Origin of the sequence: Paracoccus sp. (in: a-proteobacteria) (assembly GCF_030536915.1) — a bacterium.
Lineage (GTDB): Bacteria > Pseudomonadota > Alphaproteobacteria > Rhodobacterales > Rhodobacteraceae > Paracoccus.
In genome coordinates this window covers 52052-68768 of sequence record NZ_JAUNPC010000004.1, presented here as the reverse complement: position 1 = coordinate 68768, position 16717 = coordinate 52052, and the positions used below count along the sequence as shown (strand labels likewise).

General features: G+C 69.3%; 14 protein-coding genes. 6 read left to right on the top strand and 8 right to left on the bottom strand.

The features are described from left to right. Positions 1 to 602 precede the first annotated feature (602 nt). From cysW to Q4F04_RS01760, 4 genes are read right to left on the bottom strand one after another with little or no spacing between them, the layout of a single operon-like run. Positions 603 to 1385 carry a sulfate ABC transporter permease subunit CysW gene (cysW, locus tag Q4F04_RS01775; RefSeq protein ID WP_303368123.1) on the bottom strand — a complete coding sequence of 261 codons (783 nt, stop codon included), beginning with the start codon at positions 1383 to 1385 and terminating at the stop codon, positions 603 to 605. Further along, complete coding sequence (gene cysT / locus Q4F04_RS01770; RefSeq protein WP_303368122.1) at positions 1382 to 2233, bottom strand: sulfate ABC transporter permease subunit CysT; 852 nt, start codon at positions 2231 to 2233, stop codon at positions 1382 to 1384. The genes cysW and cysT overlap by 4 nt, the downstream gene beginning before the upstream one ends. Next, positions 2230 to 3228, bottom strand: coding sequence for a thiosulfate ABC transporter substrate-binding protein CysP (gene cysP / locus Q4F04_RS01765; protein ID WP_303368121.1), 999 nt, complete (start codon positions 3226 to 3228; stop codon positions 2230 to 2232). The genes cysT and cysP overlap by 4 nt, the downstream gene beginning before the upstream one ends. 12 nt (positions 3229 to 3240) lie before the next feature. Next, on the bottom strand, positions 3241 to 4290 hold the full coding sequence (locus Q4F04_RS01760) for a sulfate/molybdate ABC transporter ATP-binding protein (protein WP_303368120.1): 1050 nt from the start codon (positions 4288 to 4290) through the stop codon (positions 3241 to 3243). A gap of 417 nt (positions 4291 to 4707) precedes the next feature. Between Q4F04_RS01760 and Q4F04_RS01755 the strand changes: the two genes are divergently transcribed. The 3 genes from Q4F04_RS01755 to uvrC all read left to right on the top strand — a co-directional run bounded on the left by Q4F04_RS01755 (position 4708) and on the right by uvrC (position 8572). Further along, on the top strand, positions 4708 to 5514 hold the full coding sequence (locus Q4F04_RS01755) for a S49 family peptidase (RefSeq protein WP_303368119.1): 807 nt from the start codon (positions 4708 to 4710) through the stop codon (positions 5512 to 5514). 105 nt (positions 5515 to 5619) lie between these two features. Further along, positions 5620 to 6399: an SDR family oxidoreductase gene (locus Q4F04_RS01750; RefSeq protein WP_303368118.1), complete on the top strand. Its 780-nt coding sequence runs from the start codon at positions 5620 to 5622 to the stop codon at positions 6397 to 6399. Between the two features lie 301 nt (positions 6400 to 6700). Continuing rightward, the gene (gene uvrC, locus Q4F04_RS01745; protein ID WP_303368117.1) at positions 6701 to 8572 is read left to right on the top strand and encodes an excinuclease ABC subunit UvrC; all 1872 of its coding nucleotides are present in this window, start codon (positions 6701 to 6703) and stop codon (positions 8570 to 8572) included. A gap of 7 nt (positions 8573 to 8579) precedes the next feature. On the opposite strand, the gene Q4F04_RS01740 is transcribed toward uvrC, so the two are convergent. Both Q4F04_RS01740 and Q4F04_RS01735 read right to left on the bottom strand, forming a co-directional pair. After that, entirely contained in the window at positions 8580 to 9107 is a 528-nt protein-coding gene (locus tag Q4F04_RS01740; protein ID WP_303368116.1) for an ATP-binding protein, read from the bottom strand. After that, positions 9104 to 9451, bottom strand: coding sequence for an STAS domain-containing protein (locus Q4F04_RS01735; protein ID WP_303368115.1), 348 nt, complete (start codon positions 9449 to 9451; stop codon positions 9104 to 9106). Before Q4F04_RS01735 ends, Q4F04_RS01740 begins: the two co-directional genes overlap by 4 nt. Positions 9452 to 9532: 81 nt before the next feature. Between Q4F04_RS01735 and Q4F04_RS01730 the strand changes: the two genes are divergently transcribed. Continuing rightward, a complete protein-coding gene (locus Q4F04_RS01730; protein ID WP_303368114.1) occupies positions 9533 to 10693 on the top strand; it encodes an acetyl-CoA C-acyltransferase in 1161 nt (386 codons plus the stop codon). Positions 10694 to 10786: 93 nt separating this feature from the next. Then, positions 10787 to 12991 carry a M10 family metallopeptidase gene (locus tag Q4F04_RS01725; protein ID WP_303368113.1) on the top strand — a complete coding sequence of 735 codons (2205 nt, stop codon included), beginning with the start codon at positions 10787 to 10789 and terminating at the stop codon, positions 12989 to 12991. Between the two features lie 246 nt (positions 12992 to 13237). Here Q4F04_RS01725 and Q4F04_RS01720 read toward each other — a convergent pair whose 3' ends face one another. Beyond that, entirely contained in the window at positions 13238 to 14716 is a 1479-nt protein-coding gene (locus Q4F04_RS01720) for an NAD-dependent succinate-semialdehyde dehydrogenase (protein ID WP_303368112.1), read from the bottom strand. 153 nt (positions 14717 to 14869) lie between these two features. Between Q4F04_RS01720 and Q4F04_RS01715 the strand changes: the two genes are divergently transcribed. Continuing rightward, complete coding sequence (locus Q4F04_RS01715; RefSeq protein ID WP_303368111.1) at positions 14870 to 15556, top strand: DUF1236 domain-containing protein; 687 nt, start codon at positions 14870 to 14872, stop codon at positions 15554 to 15556. A 64-nt stretch (positions 15557 to 15620) separates the two neighbouring features. Here the strand turns inward: Q4F04_RS01715 and Q4F04_RS01710 are convergent, their stop codons facing one another. After that, positions 15621 to 16592 (bottom strand): P1 family peptidase, encoded by a 972-nt coding sequence (locus tag Q4F04_RS01710; RefSeq protein WP_303368110.1) that lies wholly within the window; start codon positions 16590 to 16592, stop codon positions 15621 to 15623. Between the last annotated feature and the right edge of the window lie 125 nt (positions 16593 to 16717).

Here is a 16717-nt window from a genome sequence, read left to right as displayed (position 1 = left end):
TGACGGAACGCGCCCCTTCCGGGGGGCGCGTTTTCCTTTGCCGCGAAGGCGCAACCGGGATCGTGATTTCCGCGCCGTGCGCAGCATGGTTCCGGCTGGCCGAAGCGGGCTGCACCGGCGCCTTTGACATGGCAAATCCCACGCCGCCCTGAAGCATGGCTTCATGCAGGCACCGCCCCACCCCATGCCGGAAAGTGATCGGAAGACCGAAGGGCGACGGTCCGCGCCCGGAACCGGCGCGCCTTGAGGGCGTGGCATCCGCCATCCCTGCCGCGCAGCGTGGCCTTGTCAGCCGTGATCAATACCGTTCAGCGCCGGAGCCTACAGGCAGCAGGCGCCGCAGGGGCCATGCCGACCCCTTCCACCGCCTCCCTGCGGAACCCCTCGTTCCCATTTCCCCGGACCAGTGCCGCTGGGGTGACGCAGTCGCGGGACGCGGCCCGGAAAGGCCCCTGCGCCACATGATCCGCGCGCCAGCGAGGAACTGCCATTCCCGCAGTTCCCATTCCTTCTTCATCGCACAAATATCCCGGGATCATCGTATACGACGATGGGGGCAGGCCCCCGCTCCGGCGAATCTCGCCCATCCCAAGGGTGAGGCTTCAGCGCCGCCGCTCCAGCACGGTCTTGGCGACCAGCACCACCAGCGCGATCAGCGTCAGCACCGTCGCCGCGGCAAAGGCGCCGACGATGTTGAGGTCGTTGAACAGCAGTTCCACCTGCAGCGGCAGGGTGTTGGTCTTGCCCCGGATGCTGCCCGAGACGACGGACACGCCGCCGAACTCGCCCACCGCCCGCGCCGTGGCCAGCACCGCGCCGTACAGCAGCGCCCAGCGGATGTTGGGCAGGGTGACGCGGCGGAAGACCTGCCAGCCGCCCGCCCCCAGCGTCACCGCCGCCTGTTCCTGGTCGGACCCCTGGGCCTGCATCAGCGGCAGCACCTCGCGCACGACGAAGGGGGTGGTCACGAACATCGTCACCATGACGATGCCCGGCAGGGCGAACAGCACCGTGATGTCGTTCTGCGCCAGCCAGCCGCCCAGATACCCTTGGCGTCCGTAAAGCAGCAGGTAGCAGATTCCCGCGATGATGGGCGAGATCGAGAAGGGCAGCTCGATCATGGTGATCAGCAGCCCGCGCCCCGGAAAGCTGAACTTGGACAGAAGCCAGGCCGCCGCGATCCCGAAGGCCACCGTCACCGGCACCACGATCACCGCGACCAGCGTCGTCAGCCAGATCGCATGCAGCGTGCCGGGGTCGAGGATGTTGGCGACGTAAGCCCCCCATCCCGCCGACAGCGCCTGCACGAAGATATAGACCAGCGGCACGACAACCATGATGGCCGTCAGGACGAAAGCCGTGCCGATCAGCAGCACCCGCGTCATGCCGTGACCGCCCCGTAGCGGGCCGCGCGCAACTGGATCAGGTTCGAGATCAACAGCAGCGCCAGCGCCAGCAGCATCAGCACCAGCGCGATGGCCGCGGCGCCCTCGTAGTCGTATTCCTCGATGCGGATATAAGCCAGCAGCGATGCGACCTCGGTGCGGAAGGGCAGGTTCCCGGCGATGAAGACCACCGCCCCGAACTCTCCCAAGGACCGCGCGAAAGAGGTCGTGACGCCCCCCAGCCAGGCCGGCATGATCGCCGGGAAGATCACCCGCCGGAAGGTGGTGAAGCCGCGCGACCCCAGGCTCGCCGCCGCGTCTTCCAGCGCGGGGTCAAGCTCCTCCAGCACCGGCTGGACGGCGCGGACCACGAAGGGGATCGAGGTGAAGGTCATCGCCAGCACGATGCCGCCCAGCGTATAGACCACCTGCAGCCCCAGAGGTTCCAGCAGCGCCCCGAACCAGCCGTTGGCGGAATACAGCGCCGTCAGCGACAGCCCCGCCACGGCGGTGGGCAGGGCGAAGGGAATGTCCATCAGCGCGTCCAGCAGCCTGCGCCCCGGAAAGCGGTAGCGCACCAGCACCCAGGCCATCAGCAGGCCGTAGACGGCGTTGATGACCGTGGCCAGCGCCGCCGCCAGGATGGTGATCCGCAGCGAGGCCAGCGTCCGCGGCGCGGTGATGATGTCCCACAGCCGCGCCCCCCCGATCCCCGCCCCGGTCAGGACCAGGGCGATGATCGGGATCAGCACGATGATCGACAGGTAAAGGACCGTCGTGCCGAGCGTCAGGCGAAAGCCGGGAAGGACGGCCCTTGCCCTGACCGGGGGGGCGTGGGTCAGGCTCATTGATTGACGAAGACCTGATCAAGGATGCCGCCCGAGGCGAAATGCTCGGATTCGACCTTGTCCCAGCCGCCGAAGACCTCATCGACGTTCAGCAGCTCGACCGGCGGGAACTGGTCGGCGAACTCGGCAGTGACTTCCTCGTTGGCGGTGCGGTTGCCGCCTTGGGCCACCACGCGCTGCGCCTCGGGGGAATACAGCCAGTTCAGGTATTCGGTCGCCAGTTCCGTGGTGCCGTTGCGCTCGGCGTTCTCCTCGACCACGGCGACGGGGAAGGCCGCGAACAGGCTGACCGGCGGGGTGATCGACACGAGGCCCCGGTCGGCATATTGCGCGGCGATCTGCCGCGTCTCGGCCTCGAATGTCACCAGCACGTCGGCGATGCCGCGTTCCACGAAGGTCTGGGTCGCGGCCCGTCCCCCGGTGTCGAAGACCGGCACGTTGGCCATGATCCTGCGGACGAAATCCTGCGCCGCCGCCTGGTCGCCGCCCGACTCGCGCAGCCCGAAGGCATAGGCGGCAAGATAGGTGTAGCGCCCGTTGCCCGAGGTCCTGGGGTTCGGGAAGACCACCTGCACATCCTCGCGCGCAAGGTCCGACCAGTTCTGGATGTTCTTGGGGTTGCCCTTGCGGACGAGGAAGGCGGGCGCCGAATACCAGGGCGAGGCGCCGTTCGGGAAAGCCTCGCGCCAGTTCTCGGCCACCATGCCGCCCTTGGCCAGCATGTTGACGTCGGTTTCCTGGTTGAAGGTCACCACGTCCGCCGGCAGCCCCTCAAGGATCGACCGGGCCTGCCGCGAGGACCCTGCGTGCGACTGCTCGATGGTCACGTCACGGCCGTTTTGTGCCTTCCAGTGTTCGGCGAAGACGGGGTTCAGCGCCTCGAACAATTCGCGGCTGATGTCGTAGCTGACGTTCAGCAGCCGGTCCTGTGCGAAGGCGGGCGAGGCCGCCAGCACCAGCGCGGCCACCGCCGCCTTGATTGCACCAAGTTTCATCGGAAAACCCTTTCAGGCGGTTTCAGCGGGAAAGACGGATGCGTGTTCCGGGCGCAGGTGCACCCGCATGCCGGGGGCGATCTGGGCGGCGCGGGGGCTGCGCCGGCGCAGGTCGGCGGGGATCTCGGTCCCCGCGGCATCCGCCAGCACCAGCCGCAGATGCGCCCCGGTGTTGGTGACCGAGGCGATGGTCCACGGCCCCTGCGGATCGGGGATCGGCGTCAGGTCCTCGGGGCGCATGAACAGCCGCGCCGGGCCGTCGGGCAGGGTGGCGGGCAGGTGGGCGGTCTCGATCCCCTCGGCGGCCACCCGGCCACCCCGGACGGCAACGGGCAGTTCGATGGTCGCGCCCATGAAATTGGCGACAAAGGGGGATGCGGGCGCGTCATGGATCGCCGCCGCGTCGCCCGACTGCACGATCCGGCCCCCGTCCAGCACCACCACGCGGTCGGCAAGCTCGAAGGCTTCCTCCTGGTCGTGGGTGACGAAGATCGTGGTCGTGCCCATGGCGTCATGGACATTGCGCAGCCAGCGGCGCAGGTCGCGCCGGACGGCGGCGTCCAGCGCGCCGAAGGGCTCGTCCAGCAGCAGCACCGTGGGCTCGATCGCCAGCGCCCGGCCCAGCGCGACCCGCTGGCGCTGGCCGCCCGAAAGCTGCGCCGGATGGCGGTCCCCCAGCGCGTCGATCTGCAGGAAGCCCAGAAGCTCATCGACGCGGCGCGCGATGTCCGCGCGCGAGGGCCGCTCGGCCCTCGGCCGCACGGTCAGGCCGAAGGCGATGTTGTCGCGCACCGTCATGTGCGGGAACAGCGCGTAGTTCTGGAAGACAAAGCCGATGCGGCGGTCCTGGGGGTCCAGCTTCAGCCAGTCCGCCCCGTCCACCGTCAGCCGTCCCGCATCGGGCCAGTCGAGCCCCGCGATGATCTTCAGCAGCGTGGTCTTGCCCGACCCCGAAGGCCCCAGCAGCGCCACCAGCTCGCCATCCGCCACGGTCAGGTCGATCCCGCGCAGCACGGCGGTCCTGCCGAAGCTCTTGTGCATCTGCGCGATCTCGATGGTCATGGGCGGCCTTCCCCCTTGCGGTCAAGGGGGCATCTAATCCCCGCGCCTCGGTGCGACAAGAGATTGCCGGGACAGGGGAAATCGCCGGTTCAGACCGTTTTCCGCAGGCCGGGCCGGCATCCGCGGCAACCGGGCCGCCATTCCGCGCAAAGCCGGAAGAAATACCGTATTTGAGGATCATAAGGGACGGCCTTCCTTTTGTCGGCCGCTTCGCTGCGGATTGCGTGGCAAATCGTCCGCCTTGGTGGCGGTCCCGGCCCGCTCCACCGCTGCCGCAAGGAAAAGGCGCCTTCCGCTTCCGGGACGACGCCCGGCCCGGCCGCCTGCGTCTGCATCCGCCGTGCATCATCCGTGCATCGGTTGTGCATCCCTTGTGCGGTGCTTGTGAGGCCTTCCGGCAGGGCTTATCTCGCCCCCATGCGTATCCCCTTCCTGTCGCCCCGGCGCCCGACCGTTTCCGTCATCCGCCTGCAGGGCGCCATCGGCACCGCCACGCGGCAGGGGGCCGGAGGGCTGTCGGACGCAGGGCTGGCGCCGATGCTGGCCCGCGCCTTCACCCGCGGCAAGCCGGTGGCGGTCGCCATCGCGCTGAACTCGCCCGGCGGCTCTCCGGTCCAGTCCTCGCTGATCGCGGCTCGCATCCGGCGGCTGGCCGACCGTCACCACATCCCCGTCCATGTCTTCGTCGAAGACGTCGCGGCCTCGGGCGGCTACTGGCTTGCCACCGCCGCCGACACGATCTGGGCGGACGAGTCCTCGGTGCTGGGGTCCATCGGCGTGATCTCGGCAAGCTTCGGTTTTTCCGAACTTATTTCCCGCTACGGGATCGAGCGGCGCGTCCATACCGCCGGCACCGCCAAGTCCTGGCTCGACCCCTTTCGCCCGGAAAAACCCGAGGACGTGGCCCGCCTGCACCGCCTGCTGGAACCGATCCACGAGGCCTTCAAGGCGCAGGTCCGCGCGCGCCGCGGCGACAGGCTGGACCCCGCGCGCGACTATTTCACCGGCGATGTCTGGGTCGGGCGCGAGGCCGTGTCCCTCGGCCTTGCCGACGGCATCGGCCATCTGGAACCCGTGATGCGCGAGTTTTTCGGCGACAAGGTGCGGTTCCAGAGCTATAGCCAGCGGGTGCCCTTCCTGCGGCGCTTCGGCATCTCGGCGGGCGATTTCATCGACGCGGCGGCCGAACGCGCCGCCTTCGCGCGGCTGACGCCGGGGGACTGACAATGCTGAAGGTGGTGATCCTGTTCCTGCTGATCATGGTGGCGATGGCGCTGGCCTTCGGCCCCGGCTTCCGCCGCCTGATCGCCCGCCTTCTGGGCCTGCCCCTTGGCCGCTGAGGGCGTGGCGCTGGTCACCGGCGCCGCAAGGCGGCTGGGTCGTGCCATGGCCCTGGCGCTGGCGGAACGCGGGCAGGACGTCGCCATCCACTACAACGGCTCGGCCGTTGAGGCCGAGGACACCGCCGCCGAGGCTCGCGCCTTCGGCATCCGGGCGCAGGCCTTCCATGCCGACCTGCTGGACGAGGATGCCACGCAGGCCCTGATCCCCGCGGTCGCGCAGGCGATGGGGCCGCTCACGGTGCTGGTCAACAACGCCTCGATCTTCGAATACGACACGCTGGGGACCGCGACCCGCGAAAGCTGGGACCGCCATATCGGGTCCAACCTGCGGGCGCCCTTCGTGCTGACGCAAGCCTTCGCCGCGCAACTGCCGCCCGCGCCGGAAACCCATGGCGAGCCCGTCGCGCATGGACTGGTCGTCAACATGATCGACCAGCGGGTGCTGAAACCGACGCCGGGTTTCATGACCTATTCGCTGGCCAAGGCCGGGCTCTGGGCGCTGACCCGCACCTCGGCGCAGGCGCTCGCGCCCCACATCCGCGTCAATGCCATCGGTCCCGGTCCGACAGTGCAGGGCGCAAGGCAGAGCGAGGAGCACTTTGCCCGCCAGCGCGCCGCCACCATCCTGCAGCGGGGGGCGGATGCCGGGGATATCGTCAGGGCGCTTCTCTACCTGCTCGACGCCAGGGCGGTGACGGGGCAGTTGATCTGCGTGGACGGCGGGCAGCATCTGGGCTGGCGGACACCCGACATCATCGGCGGCTGATTCCCGCCCGTCATTGACGCAGCGGCAGTTTGTCCCACGCCGCCGCAGGCCGTCACGCAAGCTTCATGATTATTCACGGTAAATCATCGGCTTGCAACATGGATAGAAAATTTCCAGCAAAAACAAAGGGCTGATTATGTGCCTATTTTTTAGGCAAAACAAGGAAAGCCCAGTGAATCCTGATCGGGGCGATGTTGCTCCGCAGGCGTTCCACAAACTTATCCACAAAATCGGTGGACTCAAATCCGGTTGCATCCACCCTGCACTTGCGGGCTGAGAGCGGAATCACTTTCTAGGCCACATGGACGACTCTGCCCCCACCCCCGATGTGCTGACCGGCCACCGGCTGATCGCCGATTACTGCCGCAGGCTGGATTCCAGCCCCGGCGTCTACCGCATGCTCGATGCGCAAGGCGCGGTGCTTTACGTCGGCAAGGCGCGGAACCTGAAGGCGCGGGTGTCGAACTATGCCCGCCCCTCGGGCCATTCGGGGCGGATCGCGCGGATGATCCGCGAGACGGCCTCCATGATGTTCCTGACCACGCGCACGGAAACCGAGGCGCTGCTGCTGGAACAGAACCTCATCAAGCAGCTCAAGCCGCGCTACAACGTGCTGCTGCGCGACGACAAGTCCTTCCCGAATATCCTTGTCGCCAAGTCGCACGCCTTTCCGCAGATCAAGAAGCACCGGGGGGCCAAGTCGGAAAAGGGCGACTATTACGGCCCCTTCGCCAGCGCGGGGGCGGTGAACCGGACGTTGAACCAGTTGCAGCGGGTGTTCCTGCTGCGATCCTGCACGGACGCGACCTTCTCGTCCCGTACCCGGCCCTGCTTGCTGCACCAGATCAAGCGCTGCAGCGCCCCCTGCGTCGGCCGCATCGACGAGGGCGCCTATGCCGATCTGGTCGCGGATGCCGAACGCTTCCTGCAGGGGCGGTCCACGGCGGTGCAGGCGCGGCTGGCCGAGGACATGGCCGAGGCGGCGGAAGCGATGGAATACGAACGCGCCGCCGCCCTGCGGGACCGGATCAAGGCGCTGACCGCCGTTCAGTCGGTGCAGGCGATCAACCCCAAGGGCGTGGCCGAGGCCGACGTCGTGGCCCTGCACATGGAGGCCGGGCAGGCCTGCGTGCAGGTCTTCTTCATCCGCGGCAACCAGAGCTGGGGGAACCGCGACTTCTATCCCCGCACGGGCGGCTCGGAATCGGCCGAGGAGATCATGCAGGCCTTCTTGGCCCAGTTCTACGACGACAAGGTGCCGCCGCGGCTGATCCTGCTGAGCCATGGGACCGAGGACCAGGACCTCGTCGCGCGGCTGCTGTCGGACCGCGCGGGCCGCCGCGTGGCGGTGGGCGTGCCGCAGCGTGGGGAAAAGGCGGCGCTGGTCGCCAACGCCCTGCGGAACGCACGGGAAAGCCTTGCCCGCCGTCTGGCCGAAAGCGCCACGCAAAGGCGGCTGCTGGAGGGGCTGGCCGAGGCCTTCGACCTGCCCGTGGTCCCGCGCCGGATCGAGGTTTATGACAACAGCCACATTCAGGGCTCGGCCCCCGTCGGCGGCATGATCGTCGCGGGCCCCGAGGGCTGGATGAAAAGCCAGTATCGCAAGTTCAACATCAAGGGCACCGAGATCACGCCCGGCGACGACTTCGGCATGATGCGCGAGGTGCTGACCCGGCGTTTTTCGCGCCTGCTGAAGGAGGACCCCGACCGGCAAAGCGAGGCTTGGCCCGACCTGCTGCTGATCGACGGCGGCGCGGGTCAGGTCTCGGCGGTCGCCGGGATCATGGCCGAGATGGGGGTCGAGGACATCCCCATGATCGGCGTCGCGAAGGGTGAGGACCGCGACCACGGGAAAGAGGAGTTCCACCGCCCCGGCCAGCGCCCCAAGGCGCTGCCGATGAACGACCCGGTGCTGTATTTCACCCAGCGCCTGCGGGACGAGGCGCATCGCTGGGCCATCGGCACCCACCGTGCGCGGCGCACGAAGCAGGCGATGGCGAACCCCTTGGACGAGATCGCGGGCGTGGGCGCGGCCCGCAAGCGCGCGCTGCTGGCGCATTTCGGCAGCGCCAAGGCCGTGGCGCGGGCGGGGCTTGAGGACCTGCAGGCTGCGCCGGGCATCTCGGCCACGATGGCCAAGACCATCCACGACCATTTCCATCCCGGGGACTGAGCCCGCGTCAGGCCGCCCCCGCCGCCCGCGCGACCGGCGGATCGCCGCCCTGCAGGGGGACGTCATCCTCGCGCCGGGGGATGTTGAAGCACAGCACGTTGCGGCTGCGTTCGCGGAAGTAGAACAGCGACCGGGTGAGGTCGCGGATGATGACCCAGCCGAACCCGCCCGCGCGCAGCGCCGCAAGCTGGGGCGAGGGCGGCTGGTCCGGCCCCGCAAGGCAGGCCGGCGGCAGCGGCGGGCCGTTGTCGCTGATCGCGCAGGCCAGCCCGCCCGCGTGGCCGGTGACGGTCAGATGAATGGTTACGGGCAGGCGGCGCGGGCCGTGCGTCGCAGGCTCTTTCCCCATCCCCGTCCCGTGCTGGGCGATGTTGTTGAGGATCTCGGCCACCACCAGTTCCATCCGCGCCAGCGCGTCGTCCGGGACCGCGCCCGCGAATCTGTCATGCGCGTCCATCAGCGCCTGCTGCACCGCAAACGGGTCAGCGTCGAGGATGCGGTGGAACATCGGCTCGGCGGCTTCTGACCGGCTCATGGTCCGGTTCCTTCGGCCTGCGGCGCGGGATCGGCCACGCCGCCGTGGATGGTGAAGACCAGGTCCATCCGCGTCAGGCGGAACACCCGGTCGACATTGGGGGTCAGGCCTGTCAGCTCGATCCGGTGGCCCGGCGGCAGCGCCCGGCGGATCGCGAGGATCGCGCCCAGGCCGGAGCTGTCCATGAACGTCACCGCCGACAGGTCCAGCAGCAGGCATGGCCCGTGACGCGACATGATTTCCCGCAGGCGGTCCTTGAAGCGGATCGAAATCGCCGCGTCCAGCCGCGTGTCCCCGACGCGGGCGCGCACGCCGCCCTCGATCTCCTCGATCGTGATGTCCATTCCGGCCCCTTGCAGCGAATCCTTCGTTGCGACCATGGTTAGCGCAGATTCCTTGCCAAACCGTAAGCACGCGAGAACCCCATGACCCCCGTCTACATCCATGCCGCCGTCCGCACCCCCATGGGGGGAATGCAGGGCGCCCTGTCGCCCCTGACCGCCCCTGAACTGGGCGCCGCCGCCATCGCCGGGGCGCTGTCGCGCGCAGGCGTCGACAGCGCACAGGTGGACGAGGTGCTGATGGGCTGCGTCCTGCCCGCGGGGCAGGGGCAGGCCCCGGCGCGGCAGGCGGCGCTAGGGGCGGGGCTGCCGCAGTCGGTGCCGGCGGTCACGCTGAACAAGATGTGCGGATCGGGGATGCAGGCGCTGATGACGGCCTCGGACGCGATCCGCGCAGGCTCGGCCCGCACCATTGTCGCGGGGGGGATGGAGAGCATGACCAACGCCCCTTACCTTCTGCCGAAGATGCGCGGCGGTGCGCGGTTGGGCCACGGGCAGGTGGTCGATTCCATGTTCCTCGACGGGCTGGAGGACGCCTATGACAAGGGCCGCCTGATGGGCGCCTTTGCCGAGGATTGCGCCGAGGAATTCCAGTTCACCAGGGCGGCGCAGGACGAATACGCCATGCGTTCCCTGACCCGCGCGCAGGCGGCGATCACCGAGGGGCGATTCGCCGACGAGGTCGTGGGCGTGAAGGTCGCGACCCGCACCGGCGAGACGCTGGTGGACACCGACGAGCAGCCGGGCAACGCGCGGCCCGACAAGATCCCGACGCTGAAGCCCGCCTTCCGCAAGGACGGGACGGTGACTGCGGCGAATTCGTCATCCATCTCGGACGGGGCGGCGGCGCTGGTGCTGTCGGACGACCCCACGGGCGCCATTGCCCGGATCGTGGGCCATGCCGGCCACGCGCAGGCCCCGGCCGAGTTTCCGACCGCGCCCGTGCCGGCTGCGGAAAAGCTGCTGGCGAAGCTCGGCTGGTCCAAGGACGACGTCGATCTGTGGGAGGTGAACGAGGCCTTCGCCGTCGTCCCCATGGCCTTCATGCAGAAGATGGGCCTGTCGCCCGACCGCGTGAACGTCAACGGCGGCGCCTGCGCGCTGGGGCATCCCATCGGCGCCTCGGGGGCGCGGATCGTCGTCACCCTGATCAACGCGCTGCGCCAGCAGGGCGGCAAGCGCGGCATCGCCGCCATCTGCATCGGTGGCGGCGAGGGCACGGCGCTGGCGGTCGAGATGCTGTGACGCACCCCCTGCGGTTGCGGCCTGCCTGAGCAGCGGGATATGATGGACCAGGGCGCCCGCATGGTGTCCCCTTGTCCAGCCGGAGATCATGCCGTGGCCGCAGCGTCGTTCCGGGGGAAATTGCCGCCGTCCGTTCCTGACCATGGCTCCTCTCGCGCCACGCTGCGCGAGGATGGGGACGCGCCGTCGGACAGCGGCACCCGCTATTTCCTGCCCGAAGGGGATGTCTTCCAAGGCAGCATCGGGGCGGCGCAGGACACCGACTGGATTGCCGTCAGCCTGACGGCGGGGCAGCGCCGGACCTTCCGGATGGAGGGGATCTCGCTGGCCGACACCGTGCTTGAGCTGGTCGATGCCAAGGGCGCGAGCCTTGCCTACAGTGACGACGCGGGTGCGCTGGACCGTTCCGAGTTCACCTATGCCGCGACCTCCAGCGGCATCCATTATCTCGTGGCCAGCGGGTTTTCCGCCCATGCCGGCAGCTACCGGATCAGCCATGCGCCCACGCGTCCGGGGCCCGGCCCCGGTTCGGACCTGCTGACGATGACCGAGATCGCCCGCTACCTGACCGACGGCTACTGGACGGATCACGGCTATTTCCGCCATGCCCATGACGCGCGGCAGGGCTCGGTCCTGAGCTGCGACATCTCGCATCTGGGCGCGGCCGAGCAGCGGATGGCGCGGATGGCCCTGAACGCTTGGTCCGAGGTGACGGGGCTGCGCTTCGACACCGCCTCGCGCGCGGGCGGGGCGGCCAGCATCCTCTTTGTCAACGACGACCCCGGCGGGGCCTATGCGATGCCGACGGCGGGCGATGCGGTTGTCGTCTCGTCGCTGATCAACATCCCGGCGGACTGGGCCGAGGGGCCTTCGGCGGGCTTCGACAGCTATTTCTACCAGACCTGCCTGCACGAGATCGGCCATGCGCTGGGTCTGGGCCATGCCGGTCCCTATGACGGCAGCGCCAGTTTCGGCACCGACAACGCTTATGCCAACGACAGTTGGCAGGCCTCGCTCATGTCCTATTTCAGCCAGGCCGACAACACGGTGATCGATGCCAGCTATGCCTATGCCGTGACCCCCATGAGGGCCGACATCATCGCGATGCACGACCTTTATGGCAGGCCGCGCGGCCTCAACGCCGGCAATTCCGTCTGGGGCGAAGGCGGCACGGTCGCGGGCGCCCTCGGGATGGCGAACGGGCTGATGGTGGCGGGCGCGGGCGTCGCCATGACGATCTTTGACCAGGGCGGCAGCGACTGGCTGCGGCTCGGGTCCGACCGGGCGGCGCAGAGCATCGACCTGCGGGGCGGCGCGGTTTCCAGCGTCTACGGGCTGATCGGCAACCTGTCGATCGCCGAGGGCACGGTGATCGAGAACTTGGTCGCGGGGGGCGGCAACGACCTGATCCGGGGCAATGCGGCGGCCAACCGGCTGATCGGCGGGGCCGGGATGGACACGATCCACGGCCATGAGGGTCAGGACACGCTTGAGGGCGGCGCGGGCGCCGACCGGCTGATAGGCGGGCCGGGCGACGACCTTTACATCGCCGATGCGCTGGACCGGCTGGTCGAGGCGGCGGATGGCGGCATCGACCGGGTGCGCGCCACCGTCAACTTCACGCTGCCCGAGCATCTCGAGGCGCTGCTGCTGATCCAGTCCTTCGCGAAATACGGGACCGGCAATGCCGGGGCCAACACGGTGGCGGGCAACAGCCAGGCGAACTACCTGTCGGGGGCCGCGGGCAACGACACCCTGTTCGGGATGGCGGGCGACGACACGCTGGACGGGAACGCGGGCGCGGACCGGCTGGTCGGGGGCGACGGCGACGACCTGTATCTGCGCGACCGCTTCGACACCATCGTCGAGGCGGCGGGCGGCGGCTTCGACACCGTCATCACCCGCCACGACATCGTTCTGGGCGCCCATGTCGAGAAGGTGGTGGTCGAGGGCGATCTTGCGGTGCAGGTGACCGGCAATGGCACGGACAATGTCCTGATCGGCAACGGCGCCCGCAACCTGCTGATCGGCGGCGGCGGCCGGGACGAGATGTCCGGTGGCGGCGGCGCCGATGTCTTTGTCTTCACCGCCGGGCAGGCCGGGCGGGTTCTGGACTTTCAGGACGACCTGGACGCGATCCGCATCGACGGCGCGCGGTCGGCCGGGTTTTCCGCAGGGGACCTGGTTGCGCGGGCAAGCGAAAGTGGCGGCGGGGTGGGTCTGGACATCCTTGGCGGCCTGCTGCGGATCGACGGGGTGACGCTCGACGCGCTGCGGGACGATCTGCTGATCGCCTGACGCGCCGCCGCCTTTGCTTCGCCGTGGCAGGGGGGCTGTCTGCCCCCCATCGCCTTGCGGCGATTCCCCCCGAGGATATTTGAAACCGTCCGAAGCCTCTTTCGGGCGGTTCCTGAAGATGCCGGCGGCGGCCGGACAGTTGCCGGCATGGCTGTCCTTGCGCCGGGCGGGTCCGGTCGGGCCTTTCAGCGGGGAAGGCCCCGGCGGTGGCCCGCAGGGGCGGATCATTGCCGGGGCTTGTCCCCGTCAGACCGACAGGCAGACGTATTTCATCTCAAGGTAATCCTCGATCCCGTGGCGCGAGCCCTCGCGGCCCAGGCCCGACTGCTTGACGCCCCCGAAGGGCGCGACCTCGGTCGAGATGATGCCGGTGTTCACGCCGACGATGCCGTATTCCAGCGATTCCTGCACGCGGGTGATGCGGCCCACGTCGCGGGCGTAGAAATAGGCGGCAAGCCCGAAGATCGTGGCGTTGGCCTTTTCCACCACCTCGTCCTCGGTCTCGAAGCGGAAGAGGGGCGCGAGCGGTCCGAAGGTTTCCTCGGTGGACACCTTGGCGTCGGCGGGCACGTTCGTCACCACCGTTGGCTGGAAAAACGAGCCGCCGAGGTCGTGGCGCTTGCCGCCGGTGACGACCTGCGCGCCCCGGTCCAGCGCGTCGGCGATATGCTCCTCGACCTTCTCCACGGCATCGGCGTTGATCAGCGGGCCGGTGGTGGTGCCGTCCTTGAGACCGTCGCCCACGGTCAGCTTGTCCACGGCCTTCGCGAGCCGCCTGGCGAACTCGTCATAGACGCCCGCCTGCACATAGATGCGGTTGGCGCAGACGCAGGTCTGGCCGTTGTTGCGGAACTTGGAGGCCATCGCCCCTTCCACCGCCGCATCCAGATCGGCGTCGTCGAAGACGATGAAGGGCGCGTTGCCGCCCAGTTCCATCGAGCATTTCAGCACCTGGTCGGCCGCCTGCCGCAGCAGGATGCGGCCCACCTCGGTCGAGCCAGTGAAGGTCAGCTTGCGGACCAGCGGGTTCTCGCAGAACTCCTTGCCGATGTCGGATGACCGGGACGAGGTGACGACCGACAGGATGCCCTTGGGCAGCCCCGCGCGTTCGCCCAGCACGGCCAGCGCCAGCGCCGACAGCGGGGTTTCCGCCGCCGGTCGGGCGACGAAGCCGCATCCGACGGCCAGCGCCGGGCCGCATTTGCGGGTGATCATGGCATTGGGGAAGTTCCAGGGCGTGATCGAGCCCACGACCCCGATCGGCTGGCGCAGCACGGTGATGCGCTTGTCGGCCATGTGGCCGGGGATCGTCTCGCCATAGACGCGCTTGGCTTCCTCGCCGAACCACTCGATGAAGCTGGCGCCATAGGCGATCTCTCCCTTCGCCTCGGGCAGGGGCTTGCCCTGTTCGGCGGTCAGGATAGTGGCGAGGTCGGCCTGGTTCTCGATCATCAGGTCGAACCAGCGGCGCAGGACCTGGGCGCGTTCCTTGGCGGGGCGGGCGGCCCAGTCCTTCATGGCAAGGTGAGCGGCCTCGATGGCGCGGGCGACCTCGGCGCGGGAAAGGTCGGCCACGCGGGCGATCACGTCGCCGCGGGCGGGGTTCTTTACCTCGAAGGTTGCGCCGTCGTCGGCGTCCACCCACTCGCCCGCGACAAAGGCGCGGGTTTCCAGCAGCGAGGGGTCCTTCAGCAGCATCTTCAGGTCGGTCGGATGGGCGGTCATGGGCGGCTCCGGGCAGGGTTCCTGTCCGCGCAAAGGTGAGCACCCCGGCGGCCATTGTCCAGCGTTCGCCGGAACGTGAACGAACCCGGCCGCGGGGCCTCGCATTGTCCCCTCGCTCAAGGGCCAGACGCCCGGAACCCGACGGAGATTTTCATGCCGAAGCTTTTTGCCACCACGACCATTGCCGCGCTGACCATGGCGGGGGCTGCCCTTGCGCAGACCGCCGCCACATCCGCCCCGACCACGGCGACCGCCGCCACCGACCTGAACCTGCGCTCGGGCCCGCAATCGACCGCCCCCATCCTGGGCGTCATCGCCAATGGCGACGAGGTGTCCGTCGCGGGCTGCATCGAATCGGCCAACTGGTGCGAGGTCACCTATGACGGCCAGCAGGGCTGGGCCTACGGCGACTACCTGACCGCCCGTGTGGGGGAAGAGCCGCAGCCGCTTTACGAAAACCGCCAGGCCGTCGGCGTGGCGGTGATCGAGGCGCCTGCCCGGAACCCCGTCGAGGGCCAGAACACCGCCGTCGGCGCGGCGGGCGGCGCGGCCATGGGCGCGGTCGTCGGCGGCCCCGTGGGCGCGCTGGTCGGCGCCGCGCTGGGCGGCACCGCGGGCAATGTGGCGACGCCCGAGCCGGCGCCCGAGGTCCGCACCTACATCACCGCCAACCCGCAGCAGCCGGTGATCCTGGACGGCGAGGTCGTCCTTGGCGCGGGCATCCCGGAGTCGGTGACGCTGTACGAGATCCCCGGCCAGTCGGACTATCGCTATGTCGTCGTCAACGACCTGCCCGTGCTGGTGAACGACGAGCGCCGCATCGTTTACGTCTATCGCTGATCGCCGGGGCCTCCCTCTCCCCATTAGGCGAAACCGGGGCGGGGCCATGCGCCTCGCCCCTTCTTCATCCGCGCGGGTCGCGCCAGCAGGGTTGCAGGTCGCCGGGCGCGGGGGTCGCCTCGAAGATCCCCCGCGCCACCGCCCGGGCCAGCACGCAGGCCGCCGCATGGCCCAGCCGGAACGGATCGCCCGCCCGCCGGCCGGTCGAGACGGCAAAGACCAGGTCCCCGTCGAAGGGCGTGTGCGAGGGGACGATCGCCCGCGCCAGCCCGTCATGCGCCGCCACTGCCAGCCGCGTCAGCGCCGCCTTGTCCAAGGCCGCATCCGTCGCGACGATGGCGATGGTCGTGGCCTCGCCCTGCCGCTTTTCGAGCGCAGGCTCATGCCCCGGATCGAACGGGCCGCCCAGGCCGAGGCCGCCGAACTCGGCCCCCATCTCCCATGGCCCGGCCCAGAACTGCCCCGAGGGCGCGGTGACGGACCCCAGCGCATTGACCGCCACCAGCGCGCCCAGGGTCGTTCCATCCTCCAGCACCGCCGAGGCCGACCCGAGGCCCCCCTTCCACCGCGCCGTCATCGCCCCCGTGCCCGCCCCGGCCGTGCCAAGGTCGAATTGCGTGCCCGCCGCCTCATGGGCCTGCCGCCCGAGCGCCGGATAGGGGCTGTCCTTCCAGCCCTTGTCGCCGCCGTTCAGCAGGTCGAACAGGATCGCCGCCGGCACGATGGGCACGCGTGCATCGCCCACCGCGAAACCCCGGCCCGCCGCGCGCAGGCCGGCCATGACGCCCTCGGCCGCGCCGAGGCCGAAGGCCGAGCCGCCCGCCAGCACCAGCGCATCCACCGCCTGCACCATCTTGTCGGGCGCCAGCAGGTCGGTCTCCCGCGTCCCCGGTGCCCCGCCCATCACGTGGACCCCGCAGGCGAAGGGCGCATCCGCCGTCAGCACCGTGACGCCCGATTTCAGCCGCGCGTCCTGCGCGTTCCCGACCCGCAGCCCCGCGACGTCGGTGATCAGGTTCAACGGTCCGGGGCGCATGTGTTTCTCCTTTGTGTAAATATCCCGGGATCGTCGTATGCGACGATGGGGCAGCGCCCCGGTCCGGCATCTCCACCTCGCCCTGAACCACCCGCCCGCGCAAGCCGTTGTGCAGGACCGCACCG

What these genes read in the sequence shown, in the direction of transcription:
- Q4F04_RS01715 (WP_303368111.1), top strand. Translation starts at nt 14,870, where the DNA reads ATGCCGAAGCTTTTTGCCACCACGACCATTGCCGCGCTGACCATGGCG.
- Q4F04_RS01720 (WP_303368112.1), bottom strand. Translation starts at nt 14,716, where the DNA reads ATGACCGCCCATCCGACCGACCTGAAGATGCTGCTGAAGGACCCCTCG.
- uvrC (WP_303368117.1), top strand. Translation starts at nt 6,701, where the DNA reads ATGGACGACTCTGCCCCCACCCCCGATGTGCTGACCGGCCACCGGCTG.
- cysP (WP_303368121.1), bottom strand. Translation starts at nt 3,228, where the DNA reads ATGAAACTTGGTGCAATCAAGGCGGCGGTGGCCGCGCTGGTGCTGGCG.
- Q4F04_RS01730 (WP_303368114.1), top strand. Translation starts at nt 9,533, where the DNA reads ATGACCCCCGTCTACATCCATGCCGCCGTCCGCACCCCCATGGGGGGA.
- Q4F04_RS01710 (WP_303368110.1), bottom strand. Translation starts at nt 16,592, where the DNA reads ATGCGCCCCGGACCGTTGAACCTGATCACCGACGTCGCGGGGCTGCGG.
- Q4F04_RS01740 (WP_303368116.1), bottom strand. Translation starts at nt 9,107, where the DNA reads ATGAGCCGGTCAGAAGCCGCCGAGCCGATGTTCCACCGCATCCTCGAC.
- Q4F04_RS01735 (WP_303368115.1), bottom strand. Translation starts at nt 9,451, where the DNA reads ATGGACATCACGATCGAGGAGATCGAGGGCGGCGTGCGCGCCCGCGTC.
- Q4F04_RS01755 (WP_303368119.1), top strand. Translation starts at nt 4,708, where the DNA reads ATGCGTATCCCCTTCCTGTCGCCCCGGCGCCCGACCGTTTCCGTCATC.
- cysT (WP_303368122.1), bottom strand. Translation starts at nt 2,233, where the DNA reads ATGAGCCTGACCCACGCCCCCCCGGTCAGGGCAAGGGCCGTCCTTCCC.
- cysW (WP_303368123.1), bottom strand. Translation starts at nt 1,385, where the DNA reads ATGACGCGGGTGCTGCTGATCGGCACGGCTTTCGTCCTGACGGCCATC.
- Q4F04_RS01760 (WP_303368120.1), bottom strand. Translation starts at nt 4,290, where the DNA reads ATGACCATCGAGATCGCGCAGATGCACAAGAGCTTCGGCAGGACCGCC.